This window comes from Streptomyces phaeochromogenes (assembly GCF_001418655.1).
Taxonomy (GTDB): domain Bacteria; phylum Actinomycetota; class Actinomycetes; order Streptomycetales; family Streptomycetaceae; genus Streptomyces; species Streptomyces phaeochromogenes.
The window spans coordinates 1-15,516 of record NZ_LIQZ01000329.1 but is presented as its reverse complement, the minus strand read 5'-3'; the positions used below and the strand labels follow the sequence as shown (position 1 = coordinate 15,516).

At 69.9% G+C, this 15,516-nt stretch carries 15 protein-coding genes; 11 read left to right on the top strand and 4 right to left on the bottom strand.

The genetic code is table 11. From position 1 onward, the window contains the following. The first annotated feature begins 105 nt into the window (after positions 1-105). Positions 106-1,059, top strand: a complete 954-nt coding sequence (locus tag AOK17_RS36030; protein WP_055616812.1) for a DMT family transporter — start codon at positions 106-108, stop codon at positions 1,057-1,059. Here the strand turns inward: AOK17_RS36030 and AOK17_RS36025 are convergent. Beyond that, positions 965-1,861: a LysR family transcriptional regulator gene (locus tag AOK17_RS36025; RefSeq protein WP_055616811.1), complete on the bottom strand. Its 897-nt coding sequence runs from the start codon at positions 1,859-1,861 to the stop codon at positions 965-967. The genes AOK17_RS36030 and AOK17_RS36025 overlap by 95 nt on opposite strands. Before the next feature lie 27 nt (positions 1,862-1,888). Further along, on the bottom strand, positions 1,889-2,344 hold the full coding sequence (locus tag AOK17_RS36020) for a PLD nuclease N-terminal domain-containing protein (protein WP_055616810.1): 456 nt from the start codon (positions 2,342-2,344) through the stop codon (positions 1,889-1,891). A gap of 140 nt (positions 2,345-2,484) precedes the next feature. Between AOK17_RS36020 and AOK17_RS36015 the strand changes: the two genes are divergently transcribed. The 8 genes from AOK17_RS36015 (at position 2,485) to AOK17_RS35980 (ending at position 9,381) form a co-directional block, all read left to right on the top strand. Then, complete coding sequence (locus AOK17_RS36015) at positions 2,485-3,945, top strand: menaquinone biosynthesis decarboxylase (protein ID WP_055616809.1); 1,461 nt, start codon at positions 2,485-2,487, stop codon at positions 3,943-3,945. Further along, a complete protein-coding gene (gene mqnP / locus AOK17_RS36010) occupies positions 3,942-4,844 on the top strand; it encodes a menaquinone biosynthesis prenyltransferase MqnP (protein WP_055616808.1) in 903 nt (300 codons plus the stop codon). Before AOK17_RS36015 ends, mqnP begins: the two co-directional genes overlap by 4 nt. A 98-nt stretch (positions 4,845-4,942) precedes the next feature. Then, positions 4,943-5,620 carry a UbiX family flavin prenyltransferase gene (locus AOK17_RS36005; protein ID WP_055616807.1) on the top strand — a complete coding sequence of 226 codons (678 nt, stop codon included), beginning with the start codon at positions 4,943-4,945 and terminating at the stop codon, positions 5,618-5,620. A 107-nt stretch (positions 5,621-5,727) separates the two neighbouring features. Beyond that, on the top strand, positions 5,728-6,183 hold the full coding sequence (locus AOK17_RS36000; RefSeq protein WP_055616806.1) for an Lrp/AsnC family transcriptional regulator: 456 nt from the start codon (positions 5,728-5,730) through the stop codon (positions 6,181-6,183). A gap of 53 nt (positions 6,184-6,236) precedes the next feature. Then, entirely contained in the window at positions 6,237-7,400 is a 1,164-nt protein-coding gene (mqnE, locus tag AOK17_RS35995; protein WP_055616805.1) for an aminofutalosine synthase MqnE, read from the top strand. Positions 7,401-7,606: 206 nt separating this feature from the next. Continuing rightward, positions 7,607-8,131, top strand: a complete 525-nt coding sequence (locus AOK17_RS35990) for a GNAT family N-acetyltransferase (RefSeq protein WP_055616804.1) — start codon at positions 7,607-7,609, stop codon at positions 8,129-8,131. Positions 8,132-8,270: 139 nt separating this feature from the next. Continuing rightward, positions 8,271-8,573 (top strand): DUF4229 domain-containing protein, encoded by a 303-nt coding sequence (locus AOK17_RS35985; protein WP_055616803.1) that lies wholly within the window; start codon positions 8,271-8,273, stop codon positions 8,571-8,573. Between the two features lie 148 nt (positions 8,574-8,721). Then, positions 8,722-9,381: a TetR/AcrR family transcriptional regulator gene (locus tag AOK17_RS35980; protein ID WP_055616802.1), complete on the top strand. Its 660-nt coding sequence runs from the start codon at positions 8,722-8,724 to the stop codon at positions 9,379-9,381. Between the two features lie 15 nt (positions 9,382-9,396). Here AOK17_RS35980 and AOK17_RS35975 read toward each other — a convergent pair whose 3' ends face one another. Continuing rightward, positions 9,397-10,245: a MaoC family dehydratase gene (locus tag AOK17_RS35975; RefSeq protein ID WP_055616801.1), complete on the bottom strand. Its 849-nt coding sequence runs from the start codon at positions 10,243-10,245 to the stop codon at positions 9,397-9,399. Positions 10,246-10,387: 142 nt separating this feature from the next. After that, positions 10,388-11,734: a 3-oxoacyl-ACP reductase gene (locus tag AOK17_RS35970; protein WP_055616800.1), complete on the bottom strand. Its 1,347-nt coding sequence runs from the start codon at positions 11,732-11,734 to the stop codon at positions 10,388-10,390. An 85-nt stretch (positions 11,735-11,819) separates the two neighbouring features. On the opposite strand from AOK17_RS35970, the gene AOK17_RS35965 reads away from it, so the two are divergent. Together AOK17_RS35965 and AOK17_RS35960 are read left to right on the top strand one after the other, a co-directional pair. Continuing rightward, entirely contained in the window at positions 11,820-13,214 is a 1,395-nt protein-coding gene (locus AOK17_RS35965) for an acetyl-CoA C-acetyltransferase (RefSeq protein ID WP_245697578.1), read from the top strand. 284 nt (positions 13,215-13,498) lie between these two features. Then, positions 13,499-15,400 (top strand): AMP-dependent synthetase/ligase, encoded by a 1,902-nt coding sequence (locus AOK17_RS35960; RefSeq protein ID WP_055616799.1) that lies wholly within the window; start codon positions 13,499-13,501, stop codon positions 15,398-15,400. Positions 15,401-15,516: the final 116 nt, after the last annotated feature.

Genomic DNA, 15,516 nt, shown 5'->3' with positions numbered 1-15,516 from the left:
GGGCGGCGGGGGCGAGAAACGTCATCGGGCGGGCCGATGGGCCCATCGACAGGACGCCCCGGTGGGGCGTGGACCCGTACCGGCAGCCGCTCGTAGCTTCGGGGCATGGCTACAGACAGCACCTCCGAGCGCAAGGGCACCGTCCAGTTGACCGCCGCGATGGTCCTCTCCGGGACCCTCGGAATCTTCGTCGTGGAGTCGGGCGCCTCGCCCTTCAACGTCGTGTTCTTCCGCGTCCTCTTCGGCGCCCTGGCACTCGGCACGTACGCCCTCGCCCGCGGCTACTTCCGGAACCACGGACTCACCCCGCGCAAACTCGGACTCGCGGCCCTCGGCGGCCTGTTCATCGTCTTCAACTGGGTCTTCCTCTTCCAGTCGTACGAGAACACGTCGATCTCGGTCGCGACCGTCGTCTACCACACGCAGCCCTTCTACGTGGTGCTGCTCGGCGCCCTCCTCTTCCGCGAACGCCTCACCGCCGCGAAGGCAGGCTGGATCGCGCTCGCCTTCGTGGGCCTGATCCTCGTCTCCGGCGTCAGGCCCTCGGACTTCACGGGCGGCGACGGCACGTACCTCCTGGGCGTCGGACAGGCCCTCCTCGCCGCGCTCCTCTACGGCCTCTCCACCCTCGTCACCAAGCGCATCACGGGCGTACGTCCGCACCTCATCGCCCTCGTCCAGGTCGTCGTCGGGATCCCGCTGCTGCTCCCCTTCGCCGACTTCGGCGCGATGAGCGGCACGGGCGCCGACTGGGGCTGGCTGGTCGGCCTCGGCATCATCCACACGGGCCTGATGTACGTCCTGATGTACGCCGCCTACGCCCAGCTGCCGACCGCCAAGATCGCCGTACTCGCCTTCACCTACCCGGCGGTGGCGATGGTCGCGGACTGGGCGGTGTACGGGCACCACATCGGACTCGTCCAGGCGCTCGGCGTCCCGCTGATCGTGGCCGCGAGCCTGAAGGTCACCCTTGCTCGGCAACCAGCTTCCGTGCCTGCTCCACGAACAGCCGCGCGTGCGCCGGAAGCCGTTTCCCGGACCGCCACGCCAGTTGAGTAGTGAGGGTGAACGGCGGCTCCCAGGGCAGGGCCACGAGCCGGCCGTCGGCGAGTTCCTCCGCCACCGTCACCGCGGGCAGGAGGGCGATGCCGAGGCCGGCCGCCGCCGCCCGCTTGGTCGCCTCGATCGTGCCGAACTCCATGAACGAGACCGGCTCCGCGGACCGCGTGTTGAGCTCCTCCTCGAACAGGTCCCGGTAGGCGCAGCCCGGCTCGGTGGCCAGCAGTGGCTCGCGTACGAGATCGGCGGTCGAGACGGCCGACACGGCCGCTCCCGCGAGGGGATGGCCGGGCGCCGCCACCAGCGCCAGCGGCTCCTCGGCGAGCTGCGTGACCTCAAGACCCGCGTGCTCCGTCTCCCGCTCCATCAGGAAACCCACGTCGTACGTGCCCTGCCGCAGCGCCTGCCGGGTCTCGTCGCCCAGCGTTGGACGCATGGACAGCCGGACCCCGGGATAGCGGTGGTGGAACAGTTCGAGGAGCGGGGACAGACGGTAGGACGTCAGCGACTCCATCGTGCCGACCGTCAGCGTGCCCGAGGGCTCCTCCGTACCGACGACCGCCGCCCGTGCCTCCTCGCTCAGCTCGATGATCTGCCGGGCGTAGGGGAGGAGCCGGTCGCCCGCCTCGGTCAGCCGGATGCGGCTGCCGAGCCGGTCGAAGAGCTGCACCCCGAGCGAGGACTCCAGGGCGCGGATCTGGCTGGTCACGCTGGACTGGGCGTACTTCAGCTCGGCCGCCGCCTGCGTGAAGCTCAGCACGGCGGCGACCTTCTCGAAGGTGACCAGCAGACGGATCTCCATCTCAGGGCTCCACCTCAGTGCCCCGCGTCAGGGCTTCGGCGGGGTGGAGTCGTCCTGGCCTTCGCCCGAACCGCCCTCCCGCCGCTTCAGCTCCTCCTCGCGGCGACGGAGGTCGTCCTCCCAGTTCTTGAGGTGCGCCTCGTCGCCCGTCACGGCGTCCGTCGGACCGTCGTCACTGTCGCTGCCGCTGTCCTTGCTCTCGCCCTTGTCCTTGTCCTTGCTGTCGTCCTTCAAGGACTTCAGGAACTCCGGGTTGTCGTCGGGTGCGACCCAGCCGCCCCGGCCGGAGGAGAGGCCGCGCGGCTTGCGCTGGTGGCCGACGATCAGCCAGGAGATGGAGCCGACGAGCGGGAACAGCAGCACGAGGATCGCCCAGAGGGGCTTCGGGATGTAGCGGATGTCCTTCTCGTCGGTGGTGATGCAGTCGATGAAGGCATAGATGCTGAGCCCCAATGGCACCAGAATCATCAGCACCCGAAGCATTCGGCGGTCCCCCTGCGTGTGGAGAGTCGAGAAGAGTGGAGAGTCGAGAAGAGTGGAGCGTGGCGGTGTGTGCTTGATCGGGGCCGGGTCGGCGGCCCCCGTTACAGGTTCAGCGTAGCGAGTAGCCGATACTGGAACGCATGGCTTACGACGATCTTCGCTCCCTGCTCCGGGCGCTTGAGCGCGAGGGCGACCTCCAGCGCATCAAGGCCGAGGTGGACCCGTATCTGGAGGTCGGGGAGATCGTCGACCGCGTCCAGAAGGCGGGCGGCCCCGCCCTGCTCTTCGAGAACGTGCGCGGGTCGGCGATGCCACTCGCGATGAACGTCTTCGGGACGGACCGCAGGCTCCTCAAATCGCTCGGCCTGAAGTCGTACGACGAGATCAGCGAGAAGATCGGCGGACTGCTCAGGCCGGAGCTGCCGCAGGGGTTCATCGGGGTGCGCGAGGCCTTCGGGAAGCTCGGCGCCATGACCCACGTACCGCCGAAGAAGATCAAGTCCGACAACGCGCCGGTGCACGAGGTCGTGCTGCAGGGCGACGAGGTGGACCTGGACCAGTTGCCGGCCCTCTTCACCTGGCCCAAGGACGGCGGGTCGTTCTTCAACCTGGGCCTGACCCACACCAAGGACCCGGAGAGCGGGATCCGCAATCTCGGGCTCTACCGCCTCCAGCGCCACGACAAGCGCACCATCGGCATGCACTGGCAGATCCACAAGGACAGCCGCAACCACTACCAGGTGGCCGCGCGGAAGGGCGAGCGGCTGCCCGTCGCGATCGCCTTCGGGTGTCCGCCGGCGGTGACGTACGCGTCCACGGCCCCGCTGCCCGGTGACATCGACGAGTACCTCTTCGCGGGGTTCGTCCAGGGCAAGCGGATCGAGATGGTCGACTGCAAGACCGTGCCGCTGCAGGTCCCGGCGCAGGCCGAGGTCGTACTGGAGGGGTGGCTGGAGCCCGGCGAGATGCTCCCGGAAGGCCCCTTCGGCGACCACACCGGGTTCTACACGCCGCAGGAGCCCTTCCCGGCCCTGACCATCGACTGCGTGACGATGCGCAAGAGGCCGCTGCTCCAGTCGATCGTGGTCGGCCGGCCGCCGACCGAGGACGGTCCGCTGGGCCGGGCGACGGAGAGGTTCTTCCTCCCCCTCCTCAAGATCATCGTGCCGGACATCGTGGACTACCACCTCCCCGAGGCGGGCGGTTTCCACAACTGCGCGATCGTCGCGATCGACAAGAAGTACCCGAAGCACGCCCAGAAGGTGATGCACGCCGTCTGGGGCGCCCACATGATGTCCCTGACCAAACTGATCGTGGTCGTCGACTCCGACTGCGACGTCCACGACCTGCACGAGGTCGCGTGGCGCGCGCTGGGGAACACGGACTACTCCCGTGACCTCACCGTCGTCGAGGGGCCGGTCGACCACCTCGACCACTCCTCGTACCAGCAGTTCTGGGGCGGCAAGGCGGGCATCGACGCGACGAAGAAGTGGCCCGAGGAGGGGTACACGCGGGACGGCGGCTGGCCCGACATGGTGCTGTCCGACCCGGAGACGGCGGCGAAGGTCGACCGCCGGTGGAAGGAGTACGGACTCTCGTGAGCAGCGCATCAGCCGCGATCCCGCAGCCGGGGCGCACCAAGGCGTTCCTGCGCCTCGTCATGATCGAGCACTCCGTCTTCGCGCTGCCCTTCGCGTACATCGCGGCGCTGACGGCGATGTTCACGGTGGACGGGAACATCGCCTGGGGCCGGCTGCTGCTGGTGACCGTCGCGATGGTCGGCCTGCGGACGTTCGCCATGGCCGCCAACCGGATCATCGACCGGGAGATCGACGCCCGCAATCCCCGTACGGCCCATCGCGAGCTGGTCACCGGCGCGATGACCGTGAAGCACGCGTGGACGGGCGCGCTGGTCGCCCTCGTCTTCTTCCTCGGCGCGGCGGCCCTGCTCAACCCGCTCTGCCTGGCGCTCGCGCCCATCGCGGTCATCCCGATGGTCGTGTACCCGTACGGCAAGCGGTTCACGAACTTCCCGCAGGCCATCCTCGGTCTCGCGCAGGCGATGGGGCCGATCGGCGGCTGGCTGGCGATCACCGGCGAGTGGTCCTGGGACGCGGTGATCCTCGGCCTCGCTGTCGGCATCTGGATCGGCGGCTTCGACCTCATCTACGCCTGCCAGGACGTGAAGACGGACCGCGAGATCGGCGTCATGTCGGTCCCGGCCCGCTTCGGCATCCCGGCCGCGATCTGGGGCGCGCGCGTCTGCCACACCCTCACGACGGCGCTCTTCGTCTGGTACGCGCTGGCCACCGACGCGGGCACCTTCTTCTGGGTCGGCCTGGTGATCGTCGCGGGTGCCTTCCTGTACGAGCACTCGATCGTCCGCCCGCACGACCTCTCCCGGGTGAACCGCGCCTTCTTCAGCGTCAACGGCTTCATCGGCATCGCCCTGTTCGCGTGCGCGCTGCTCGATCTGTTGGTGCGCGGTCTGACCGTGTGAGTGCCGTGTGGGTGCCGTGTGAGTACGGCGCGGCCCGTGGACCGGACGCAAGCACGGCCGGTCCTGAGCTCCGGGCGGCCCGCCGGTAGGCTCAGGGTGTGAACGCAGGAGAAACTCAGCGTCGGCCTTGGATCGTGGGGGTCTCCGGCGCGTCCGGAACGCCGTACGCGGCTGCCGTGCTGCGTGCCCTCCTCGCGGCCGGCGAGAGCGTCGACCTGGTCGTCTCGCGGGCCTCACGGCTCACGCTGCTCGACGAGACCGGGATCAGCTTCCGGGACGGCCACTGGCAGGAGGACCTCCGGGAGTGGCTCGGCCGGGGGGCCGACGGAAAGCCCGGCACCTTCGCGGTGGACGTCGACGAGGTACGGCACTGGAGCGCGGGGGACCTGGCGGCGGGGCCGTCGTCCGGTTCGTACGCCTCGAAGGGCATGCTGATCGTGCCCGCCTCCACCGCGTGTGTCGCCGGGGTCGCGCTCGGCCTCTCCAAAGACCTGTTGCAGCGCGCCGCGAGCGTCACGCTCAAGGAGCGGCGCAGGCTGGTCGTCGCCGTCCGCGAGACCCCGTTGAACGGGCAGACCCTGCGGCATCTGGTGACACTGGACGACGCGGGCGCGACCGTACTGCCGGCCTCCCCGGCGTTCTACGCGGGAGCGACCCACATCCAGGACCTGGTGGACTTCGTGGCCGGGCGCGTGCTGGACGCGGCGGGCGTCGGGCACACGCTCTACCGCCGCTGGGAGGGCGAACTCGGCGGGGGCTCACGCGGCACCGTCTGAGCAGCACGTTCGACCTGTACGACCCGTACGACCGAGCAACGCGCAGTACCCACGCATCACTTCAGGGCATCACTTCAGGAACTCTTCAGCGGAAGGCTATCGATCGCATGGACGCGGTGGACAGGCAGCTCATCCAGGCCCTCAGGGAGAACGGCCGGGCCTCCTACGCGGAGCTGGGACGCCTCGTCGGTCTGTCGGGACCCAGCGTCACCGACCGCATCAACCGCCTGGAGGCCGCCGGTGTCATCACCGGCTACCGCGCGACGGTCGACGCGACCTCGCTCGGCCTCGGCGTCACCGCCCTCATCGGCATCTCGCTCTCCGACGCCACCGACCACGAGGACGTGGCGCACCGGCTCAAGGACCTCAACGAGATCGAGGACTGCTGGTTCATCGCCGGCGACGACTCGTACATGCTCAAGGTGCGGGCGCCCGACGTGGACGGTCTGGAGAAGACCATCCGGCGGCTGTCGGGGACCAAGGGCGTCTCCCGGACGCGTACGACCATCGTGCTCTCCACGAAGTGGGAGAACCGGGTGGGTGAGCTGCCCGAGGAGGAGTAGGCAGCGGGGCGTACGGTTGACAAGGTTCGTCACTTACGAGAGGTAGAAGCAGCATGGATGTCGGGCTCAAGCGCGAGCTGGAGGACAAGGTCCGGGCCGGTGAGCGGCTGACCCGCGAGGACGGCATCGCGCTGTACGAGTCGGACGACCTGGCCTGGCTGGGCGGGCTCGCCCACGAGGTGCGGATGAAGAAGAACGGCGACGTCGTCCACTTCAACGTCAACCGCCACCTCAACATGACGAACGTGTGCACCGCGTCGTGCGCCTACTGCTCGTTCCAGCGCAAGCCGGGCGAGAAGGACGCGTACACGATGCGCATCGAGGAGGCCGTCCGGCTCGCCAAGGCGATGGAGGGCGAGAACCTCACCGAGCTGCACATCGTGAACGGCCTGCACCCGAACCTGCCGTGGCGCTACTACCCGCGCTCGCTCAGCGAGCTGAAGAAGGCCCTTCCGGACGTCTCCCTGAAGGCGTTCACGGCCACGGAGATCCACCACTTCGAGACGATCAGCGGTCTGTCGGCGTCCGAGATCCTGGACGAGCTGATCGACGCAGGTCTGGAGTCGCTGACCGGTGGCGGCGCGGAGATCTTCGACTGGGAGATCCGGCAGCACATCGTCGACCACCGCACCCACTGGGAGGACTGGTCGCGCATCCACCGCCTCGCGCACGAGAAGGGTCTCAAGACCCCGTGCACGATGCTGTACGGGCACATCGAGGAGCCGCGCCACCGGGTCGACCACGTCCTGCGTCTGCGTGAGCTGCAGGACGAGACCGGCGGCTTCCAGGTCTTCATCCCGCTGCGCTACCAGCACGACTTCGTCGACGTGAAGGACGGCAAGGTCCGCAACCGCCTCCAGGCGCGTACGCAGATGGCGACGGGTGCCGAGGCCCTGAAGACCTTCGCGGTCTCGCGGCTGCTGTTCGACAACGTCCCGCACGTCAAGGTCTTCTGGGTCATGCACGGTGTGCAGACCGCCCAGCTGGCGCTCCAGCACGGCGCCGACGACATGGACGGCTCGGTCGTCGAGTACAAGATCACCCACGACGCCGACAACTACGGCACCCCGAACAAGCTGACCCGCGAGGACCTCCTCGACCTGATCCGCGACGCCGGGTTCCGCCCGGTCGAACGGAACACGCGCTACGAGATCATCCGCGAGTACGACGGCCCGGACGCGGGGCGTCGCGAGTCGCCTCAGCCGATGAGGGTCTGAGGGTCTGACGTTCTTGGCGTGAGTGGTCGCGCAGTTCCCCGCGCCCCTTTTAGGGGGCGCGGGGAACTGCGCAGTCTTTTGGGGGTTCGGGGGCGAAGCCCCTGAGTCAGGAATGGGTAGGGGCGGCGGGGGCGAGAGAAACGCGTGACGTACGTGACGTCGGCACTCGCTTGAGGCCGACATGGCGTAATGGCTAATCTGGCCGCATGGCCCTTACCTTCGCTCTCGACCCGGCCGTGACCCCCGAGGTCCGCGACGGCCTCCTCGACCTGTGGACGGACGTCTCCAACGCGGGCGGCGCCGTCGGCTTCGTCCCGCCGGTGGACCGGGAGGTCATCCGCCCGGAGCTGGTGAAGCACTTCGTGGCGATGGCGGAGGGCCGCGCCCGACTCCTGGCCGGGTTCGACGAGGAAGGGCAGGTGGCCGCCGCGGCCTTCCTCACCTTCAACACCCACCGGCTGATGACCCACTGGCTGTGGCTCTACACGGTGATGGTCCACCCGAAGCACCAGGGCAAGGGATACGGCCGGGACCTCCTGGCCGCCGCCGCGGACGCGGCCCGCTCCCTCGACGGCATCGAGGCGATCCGGCTCACCTGCCGGGGCGGGAACGGCCTGGAGCGGTTCTACGGCTCGTGCGGCTACAAGGAGGTCGGCCGCATACCGGACGCGATACGTGTCGCGCCCGGCGACGACCGCGAGGACATTTTCATGCTGCTGCCGCTCACCTGACTCTCCGTACCCCCCTGCAAGATCGGGTGCCGGGCGTGCTTGACTGGACGGTGCCCTTTGGGAAAGTCGGGGACTTTCGGACTGCTTCGGATTCCTTCGGACCCCTTCCAACCCGTTCGACACGGAAGAGTGGATTGAGATGCTCCGCTACACACTGATGCGCCTGGGAATCCTGGTGGGCTGCCTCGTGGTCGTCTGGGGCCTCGTCTACTCCGGCATCGCCCCGCGCGGGCTCGGTGACTCGAACGGCATGTGGATCATCCTGCTCTCCCTGCTGATCTCGGCGCCCATCAGCTTCGTCGTCCTGCGCAAGGAGCGCGACCGCGCCTCGATCCAGATCGTCGAGCGCGTCGACCGCGTCAAGTCCAACCTGGAGGCCAACCGCAGCCAGGAGGACGACGTGGTGGACGAGGTGTCGCGGGCCCACGGCCAGACGTCGTAACTGATCAGGCTGATCAGGAGCACTTTTCGGCGCCGGTCGACATTTTCGGCCCGTCCGGCGTTTGAGGACGAGGCCGTTCAGGCCGAAGCGGGGTGCCGGGCCCACAACTCCGCCGAGCCGTCGGCGGACAACTCGTACTCTTGCTCGTATGGGTGCAGTGAAGAGCAAGCGGATGCCGCGTGCCGTGCGCGAACAGCAGATGCTGGACGCGGCGGTGCAGACCTTCGGGCAGCGGGGATACCGGTCCGCGTCGATGGACGAGATCGCCGATCTGGCGGGTGTGTCCAAGCCGTTGGTCTATCTGTACCTGAACTCCAAGGAAGACCTCTTCACCGCGTGCATCCGGCGTGAGGCCGCCGCCCTGACCGCGGCCGTGCGTGCGGGGGTCCAGCAGGACCTGCCCGCCGACCGCCAACTCTGGGACGGGCTGCGGGCGTTCTTCACGCACACCGCGCAGAACCCGGACGGCTGGGCGGTGCTGCACCTCCAGGCGCGTACGCACGGGGAGCCGTTCGCCGCGGAGTTCGCCGCGATGCGCGAGGAGATCGTCGCGTTCGTCACGCAGCTGATCGTGGTGGCCGCCCGTGAGGCGCACCGGGACCCGTCGCTGCCCGAGCGCGAGGTCGCCGGTCTCGCGGAAGCCCTCGTCGGCGCCGCCGAGTCCCTCGCCGCCTGGGCCAATGCCACCCCCGGCGTCTCCGCCCGGCAGGCCGCCACGACCCTGATGAACTTCGCCTGGGCGGGCCTGGGGGACCTGATGGAGGGGAGACCCTGGTCGGAGCACGGTTCGGCCGGGTCGCCCGGGTAGGGCGGGGCGCGCGCGTCAGAGCACGGGGAGGACCTCTCCGGACAGGTGCAGCCGGCCACCCGCCCCGCGCAGCTCGAAGGCGGCACCCTCCGCCCCGTACGACACCGTCCCCGGCAGAAGCACCGGCGCCCTGAACTCCGCCCGGACCAGGGCAGCTTGAGGCACCCCGTGCTCGGCGAGGCAGCGCGCCACGGTCCACATGCCGTGCGCGATGGCCCGGGGGAAGCCGAACAGCCGGGCGGTGAGGGGGTGGAGGTGGATCGGGTTGCGGTCGCCGGACGCGGCCCCGTACCGCCGCCCCACATCCCCCGCGAGCGCCCACTCGGCCACGACGGGCAGCGGCGTGCGCTCCTCGGGCGCGGCCGGCCCGCCCGAACTCCCCGCCGAGGTGCGGTGCCGCGCCAGATACGTACTCCTCGACTCCCACACGAGCTCGCCCCCCGCCCGCATCTCCGTCACGACGACGGCCTCGGTCCCGCGTCGGTGGGGCGCCAACTCATCGACGTACACGGCGAGTTCGTACTCCCCGGTCGCCGGCGTCGCCTTCCACCGGGTGACCGAGACGGACGTGTGCACCAGCCCGAGCAACGGCAACGGAAAGGCCCGCTCACTCATCAGCCGCATGACCAACGGAAATCCGAGAACGTGCGGATAGGTAATGGGCAACTCGTCCGCCCCCACCCCGAATCCACAGGCACGCTCATATGCGGCGAGCTTTCCCAGATCGATACGAAGCCCCGGGAGAACCAATCGGGTACGGGGTGCCGTGACTCCCGTCCGGGGCCGCTTGAAAGGCGAAAGGAAAGCACCCCGGGCAAGCAAGGGCCAGAGACGCGGCGAACCATTGAGAACGTGGGTGTGCATGGGTCCCTTCACGTCATCCAACACTGACTCCCCTTCTGGGCCGGGCACGGATTTTTTTAGGGGCGCGGGGCTGTGTCAATGTGCTGCTCCGCCGCGTGGGCGCGACCAGCCCCAACGCACCCGCAGACAATGAACCAACCTCTCAAGCTCCCAAAAGGCTCTGCCCGCAAACCCGAACAACCTGTCCGTTCACGGCCCCCGATCCGGGGTGCGCGAACCAAGCCGTCGTCTCGGCCACATCAACCGGCAACCCACCCTGGGCAAGCGAGTTCATCCGCCGCCCGGCTTCACGAATGAACAAAGGAACAGCCGCAGTCATCTTCGTCTCGATGAATCCGGGCGCGACCGCGTTCACCGTCACCCCGTGTTCCGAGAGCGCCCGAGGGGCAAGCGACCGGACCAGCCCCACAACCCCCGCCTTGGACGCGGCATAGTTCGTCTGCCCGGCGTTCCCCGCGATCCCGGCGATGGACGCGGTGGCGACCACCCGCCCACCCGCTCGGAGCGCGCCGGCGGACAGCAGCGCATCGGTCGTGCGGAGCACACTCGCGAGGTTGACGTCGAGCACCGAACTCCACCGCTCCGCAGGCATGTTGACCAGCCGCCGGTCCCGGGTGATCCCCGCGTTGTGGACCAGCACGTCGAGCCGCCCGCCGGGCAGCGCGTCGGCGATCCGCCCGCCCGCGTCGTCCGCCGTGATGTCGAGCGGCAGCGCGACCCCGCCGAGCCGCTCGGCGACGGCGGCGAGATCGCCCCCGGCGGCGGGCACGTCGAGACACATCACCAGCGCCCCGTCCCGCGCCAGCGTCGCGGCGACGGCCTCGCCGATCCCGCGGGCGGCCCCGGTGACTAGCGCGGTACGCCCGGCAAGGGGCTTCTCGGGATCCTCGGGTTCGGCCGACCCACGGCCATCACCACTGCCACCGTGGCCGCCGACCTCGATCACCTGCCCGCTGACATAGGCCGACCTCGGCGACAGCAGAAAGCGCAACGTCGACTCGGCGGCCTCCGCCTCCAGGAGCCGTACGAGATTCACCGTCCGCCCGCGCCCGATCTCCTTGCCGAGGGACCGTACGAACCCTTCGAGGGCCTGCTGGACGGCGGCCTGGTGATGGTCGGCGGGGTCCAGGGGCGCGCCGAGCACCACGACCCGCCCGCTCTCGGCGACCGACCGTACGACGGGGTGGAGGGCGGCGTGCACCTCGGCCAGCGCGTCGACGTCACGGACACCGGTGGCGTCGAGGACGACGGCGACCGGCCTCTCGTCACTGGAGTGGGGCCCCTCGCCGCCGGGGCGCGGCCCCGACCGGGCCAGTACGGGTGCGAGGTCCAGGTCGGACTTGCCCGCGGTGAGATGCAGCAACTCCCCTTGGAGTGACGGCTGTTCGGCACTCCAGCGCCGCAACCGCACCGGCTGCGGCAGCCCGAGCCGGCGGGTCAGGAACCGGCCGGGGGCGGTGCCGGTGAGACTCAGGTAGCGGTCGGCCATCGTCCAACTCCCAGCTCGGTCGTATTCTTACTCTGGAGTAAGGTTACCCGAGGTAAGCCTACGTCACGGTGAGGAGCAGGTCGAGATGAGCCCCCTTGAACCCCTGCCGGAGCCCGTCCGGGAACCCCTGCGGGAATCCTTCCGGGCGCCGCAGCCGCGTCGCGTCGCGGTCGTCGGTGGCACCCGTATCCCCTTCGCCCGCTCGGACGGCCCGTACGCGACCGCCTCGAACCAGGAGATGCTGACCGCGGCGGTCGACGGACTCGTCGAGAACGTCGGACGCCTGAGCCGCTTCGGGCTCGAAGAACCGTGCGCGGTGGGGGAGTTGGTCGCCGGTGCCGTGCTCAAGCACAGCCGGGACTTCAACCTCGCGCGCGAGACGGTGCTCGGGTCGAGGCTGGACGCCCGCACCCCCGCGTACGACATCCAGCAGGCCTGCGGCACCGGCCTCCAGGCCGTCATCGCGGCGGCCAACAAGATCACGCTCGGCCAGACCGAGTCGGCGATCGCGGGCGGCGCGGACACGGCGAGCGACGCCCCGCTCGGCGTCAACGACCAGCTGCGGCGCATCCTGCTGGAGCTCCGGCGTGCGAAGTCGGCGGGTGCCCGGCTGAAGGCGCTCGCCCGGATCCGCCCGGGCCACCTCGTCCCGGACATCCCGCGCAACGCGGAGCCCCGTACGGGCCTCTCGATGGGCGAGCACGCGGCCGTCACGGCCCGCGTGTGGGGCGTGACCCGGGAGGCGCAGGACGAGTTGGCGGCGGCCAGCCATCAGCGGCTGGCGGCGGCGTACGAGCGCGGTTTCTTCGAGGACCTGGTCGTGCCCTTCCGAGGGCTGGCCCGCGACCAGAACCTCCGGCCCGGCTCGACGGTCGGCAAACTCGCCTCCCTGAAGCCGGTGTTCGGGCTGAAGGCCCCGGGCGCCCGCGGGGACTCCGGCAATCCCGATGGCCCCGACGACCCGGCCCCGACCATGACCGCCGGGAACTCCACGCCCCTCACGGACGGTGCGGCACTCGTGCTGCTCGCGAGCGAGGAGTGGGCGTCGGTGCGCGGGCTGACGCCGCTCGCGTATCTGACGGCGTACGAGACGGCGGCCGTCGACTTCGTGAACGGCGACGTGGCCGGTGGCGAGGACGGGCTGCTGATGGCGCCCGCGTATGCCGTGCCGCGCATGCTGGAGCGGGCCGGGCTCGGCCTGGACGACTTCGACTTCGTCGAGGTGCACGAGGCGTTCGCCTCACAGGTGCTGGCCACGCTGGCGGCCTGGGAGAAGCGGGGGCTCGGCACGGTCGACCGGGCCCGGCTGAACGTGGCGGGCTCCTCGCTCGCGACCGGTCACCCCTTCGCGGCCACCGGGGCGCGGATCGTGGCGACCCTCGCGAAACTGCTCGCCGAGCGGAACGCTCCCGGGCGCGGACTGATCTCGGTCTGCGCGGCGGGCGGACAGGGCGTCACGGCGATCCTCGAACGCCCGTGAGGGGGCGAAGGGTGCGCCTGCGACGGGGGAGGGCGCGCCCCTTAAGGGGTGAAGGGCCCGGACGCGACGGGTCGAAGGAGGCGAACGTGACGGGTCGAAGGGCACGAACTCGACGGATCCGCGGGCAACGCCCTTGTTGCGTCGGTATGTTGGGCAAAAGATGAACAGGCGTCCGAACGTGCACGAACCTCTCACTCTTCCGCACAGAAGCACCTCACTTTCCCAGGTGAACCCGCCACTTCACAGGTCCGTAATGGGGGGAGTGCAAGAGTTAGGAGCCGTCAGTGTCCCGCGATCCCTCCGACAACCCCGAGCTCGTCATCCCTGAACCCGAGGTCAGGCGGCTCGACGGGGTCGTGCGCGAGGTCTCGGTGCCCCCGATGGTGTACGCCGTGACGCACGGCTCGCTCGCGGACATCCCCTTCGACAACGCGGAGGAGGCCCCCGACGACCCGGTGCTCAGCCGGAAGGGCGCGGACGGCACCTGGACGGACGTCACGGCCGCCGAGTTCGCGGCCGAGGTCCTGGCGGTCGCCAAGGGGCTGATCGCGGAGGGGCTGCAGCCCGGCGACCGGCTCGCGATCATGGCGCGTACGACGTACGAGTGGACGCTGCTGGACTTCGCGGCCTGGGCCGCCGGGCTCGTCACCGTCCCGGTCTACCCCACCTCGTCGATCTTCCAGACCCGCTGGATCCTCCAGGACTCCGGTGCGGTGGCGATCGCCGTCGAGCATGTGGCGCAGGCCGCCGCGCTCGGCCCGGAGCGCGACCGGCTCCCCGACGTCCGCCACATGTGGATCTTCGAGAAGGGGCACACCGAGCGGCTCGCCGAGCTGGGGCGTGACGTGCCGGACCAGGAGGTCGCGGTACGCCGTGGCGTCCTCGGCCCCGACTCGCTCGCGACGATCATGTACACCTCGGGCACCACGGGCCGGCCCAAGGGCTGCGCGCTGACCCACGCCAACTTCTTCGCCGAGGTCGACAACGCCGTCCAACTGCTCCACCCGGTCTTCAAGTCCAGCTTCAAGGACCCGGCGTCCACGCTCCTCTACCTGCCCCTCTCGCACGTCTTCGGCCGGATGGTCGCCATCGCCTGTATGCGGGCGCGGGTCCGCCTGGGTCATGCGCCGAGCATCCGTACGGAGGAGCTGCTGGCCGATCTCGCCGGCTTCAGCCCGACCTTCCTCCTGGCCATCCCGTACGTGCTGGAGAAGGTCTACAACACCGGCCGCGCGACCGCCGAGAAGATGGGCCGCGCCGCCTCCTTCGACCGGGCGGCGCGGGTGGCGCGCGGGTACGGCGAGGCACTGGAGGCCCAGCAGCACGGTACGGGTCCGGGGCCGGGGGCGAAGCTCAAGGCGGCCCGCGCCCTCTACGACCCGCTCGTCTACCGCCGGATCCGCGCGGCCCTCGGCGGGAAGGTCCGCCAGGTGGTGTGCGGCGGTTCCCCGCTCGGGCGCCGCCTCGCCTCCTTCTACGCCGGCGCCGGCATCCAGGTCTTCGAGGGCTACGGCCTGACCGAGTCCACGGCCGCCGCGACCCTCACCTACCCGCACCGGCCGCGGCTCGGCACGGTCGGCTGGCCGCTGCCCGGTACGCGGGTCAGGATCGCCCAGGACGGGGAGATCCTGCTCAGCGGGGAGCAGGTGTTCCGCGGCTACTGGGATCCGCGGGCGGGCGGAGTGGTGCCGGCCGACCAGGAGGGGTGGTTCGCCACCGGTGACCTCGGCGAACTGGACGACGAGGGCTACCTCACCATCACCGGCCGCAAGAAGGACATCCTCGTCACCACCAGCGGCAAGAACGTGGCTCCCGCGCCGCTGGAGGACTGGCTCCGGGCCCATCCCCTCATCAACCAGTGCGTGGTCGTCGGGGACAACCGGCCCTACATCACCGCCCTGTTGACCCTCGATGCCGAGGGCATGGCCCACTGGTGCCGCATGACCGCCAAGTCGGACGTCCCGGTCGCCACGCTGGTCACCGACCCCGACCTCCTCACCGTCCTCCAACGCGCCATCGACGACGCCAACCGCCTCGTCTCCCGAGCCGAATCGATCCGCCGCTTCACCGTCCTCCCCCTGAACTTCACGGAGACGGCGGGCCACCTGACCCCGACGATGAAGCTCCGCAGGGCGGTCGTCACGCGGGAGTTCGCCCGGGAGATCGAGGAGCTTTACGCGGAGTAGGCCCGAATTCCCTCGCCCCCGCCGCCCCTACCCATTCCCGTCCCTTTTCAGGGGCTCCGCCCCCGAACCCCCGCTCCTCAAACGCCGGAGGGGCTAAAGATTGCGCGGCCCGGGCT

What these genes read in the sequence shown, in the direction of transcription:
- AOK17_RS35970 (WP_055616800.1), bottom strand. Translation starts at nt 11,734, where the DNA reads ATGGCCGACCGCTACCTGAGTCTCACCGGCACCGCCCCCGGCCGGTTC.
- AOK17_RS35990 (WP_055616804.1), top strand. Translation starts at nt 7,607, where the DNA reads ATGGCCCTTACCTTCGCTCTCGACCCGGCCGTGACCCCCGAGGTCCGC.
- AOK17_RS35980 (WP_055616802.1), top strand. Translation starts at nt 8,722, where the DNA reads ATGGGTGCAGTGAAGAGCAAGCGGATGCCGCGTGCCGTGCGCGAACAG.
- AOK17_RS35965 (WP_245697578.1), top strand. Translation starts at nt 11,820, where the DNA reads ATGAGCCCCCTTGAACCCCTGCCGGAGCCCGTCCGGGAACCCCTGCGG.
- AOK17_RS36015 (WP_055616809.1), top strand. Translation starts at nt 2,485, where the DNA reads ATGGCTTACGACGATCTTCGCTCCCTGCTCCGGGCGCTTGAGCGCGAG.
- mqnE (WP_055616805.1), top strand. Translation starts at nt 6,237, where the DNA reads ATGGATGTCGGGCTCAAGCGCGAGCTGGAGGACAAGGTCCGGGCCGGT.
- AOK17_RS36030 (WP_055616812.1), top strand. Translation starts at nt 106, where the DNA reads ATGGCTACAGACAGCACCTCCGAGCGCAAGGGCACCGTCCAGTTGACC.
- AOK17_RS36020 (WP_055616810.1), bottom strand. Translation starts at nt 2,344, where the DNA reads ATGCTTCGGGTGCTGATGATTCTGGTGCCATTGGGGCTCAGCATCTAT.
- AOK17_RS35985 (WP_055616803.1), top strand. Translation starts at nt 8,271, where the DNA reads ATGCTCCGCTACACACTGATGCGCCTGGGAATCCTGGTGGGCTGCCTC.
- AOK17_RS36000 (WP_055616806.1), top strand. Translation starts at nt 5,728, where the DNA reads ATGGACGCGGTGGACAGGCAGCTCATCCAGGCCCTCAGGGAGAACGGC.
- AOK17_RS35975 (WP_055616801.1), bottom strand. Translation starts at nt 10,245, where the DNA reads ATGCACACCCACGTTCTCAATGGTTCGCCGCGTCTCTGGCCCTTGCTT.
- AOK17_RS36025 (WP_055616811.1), bottom strand. Translation starts at nt 1,861, where the DNA reads ATGGAGATCCGTCTGCTGGTCACCTTCGAGAAGGTCGCCGCCGTGCTG.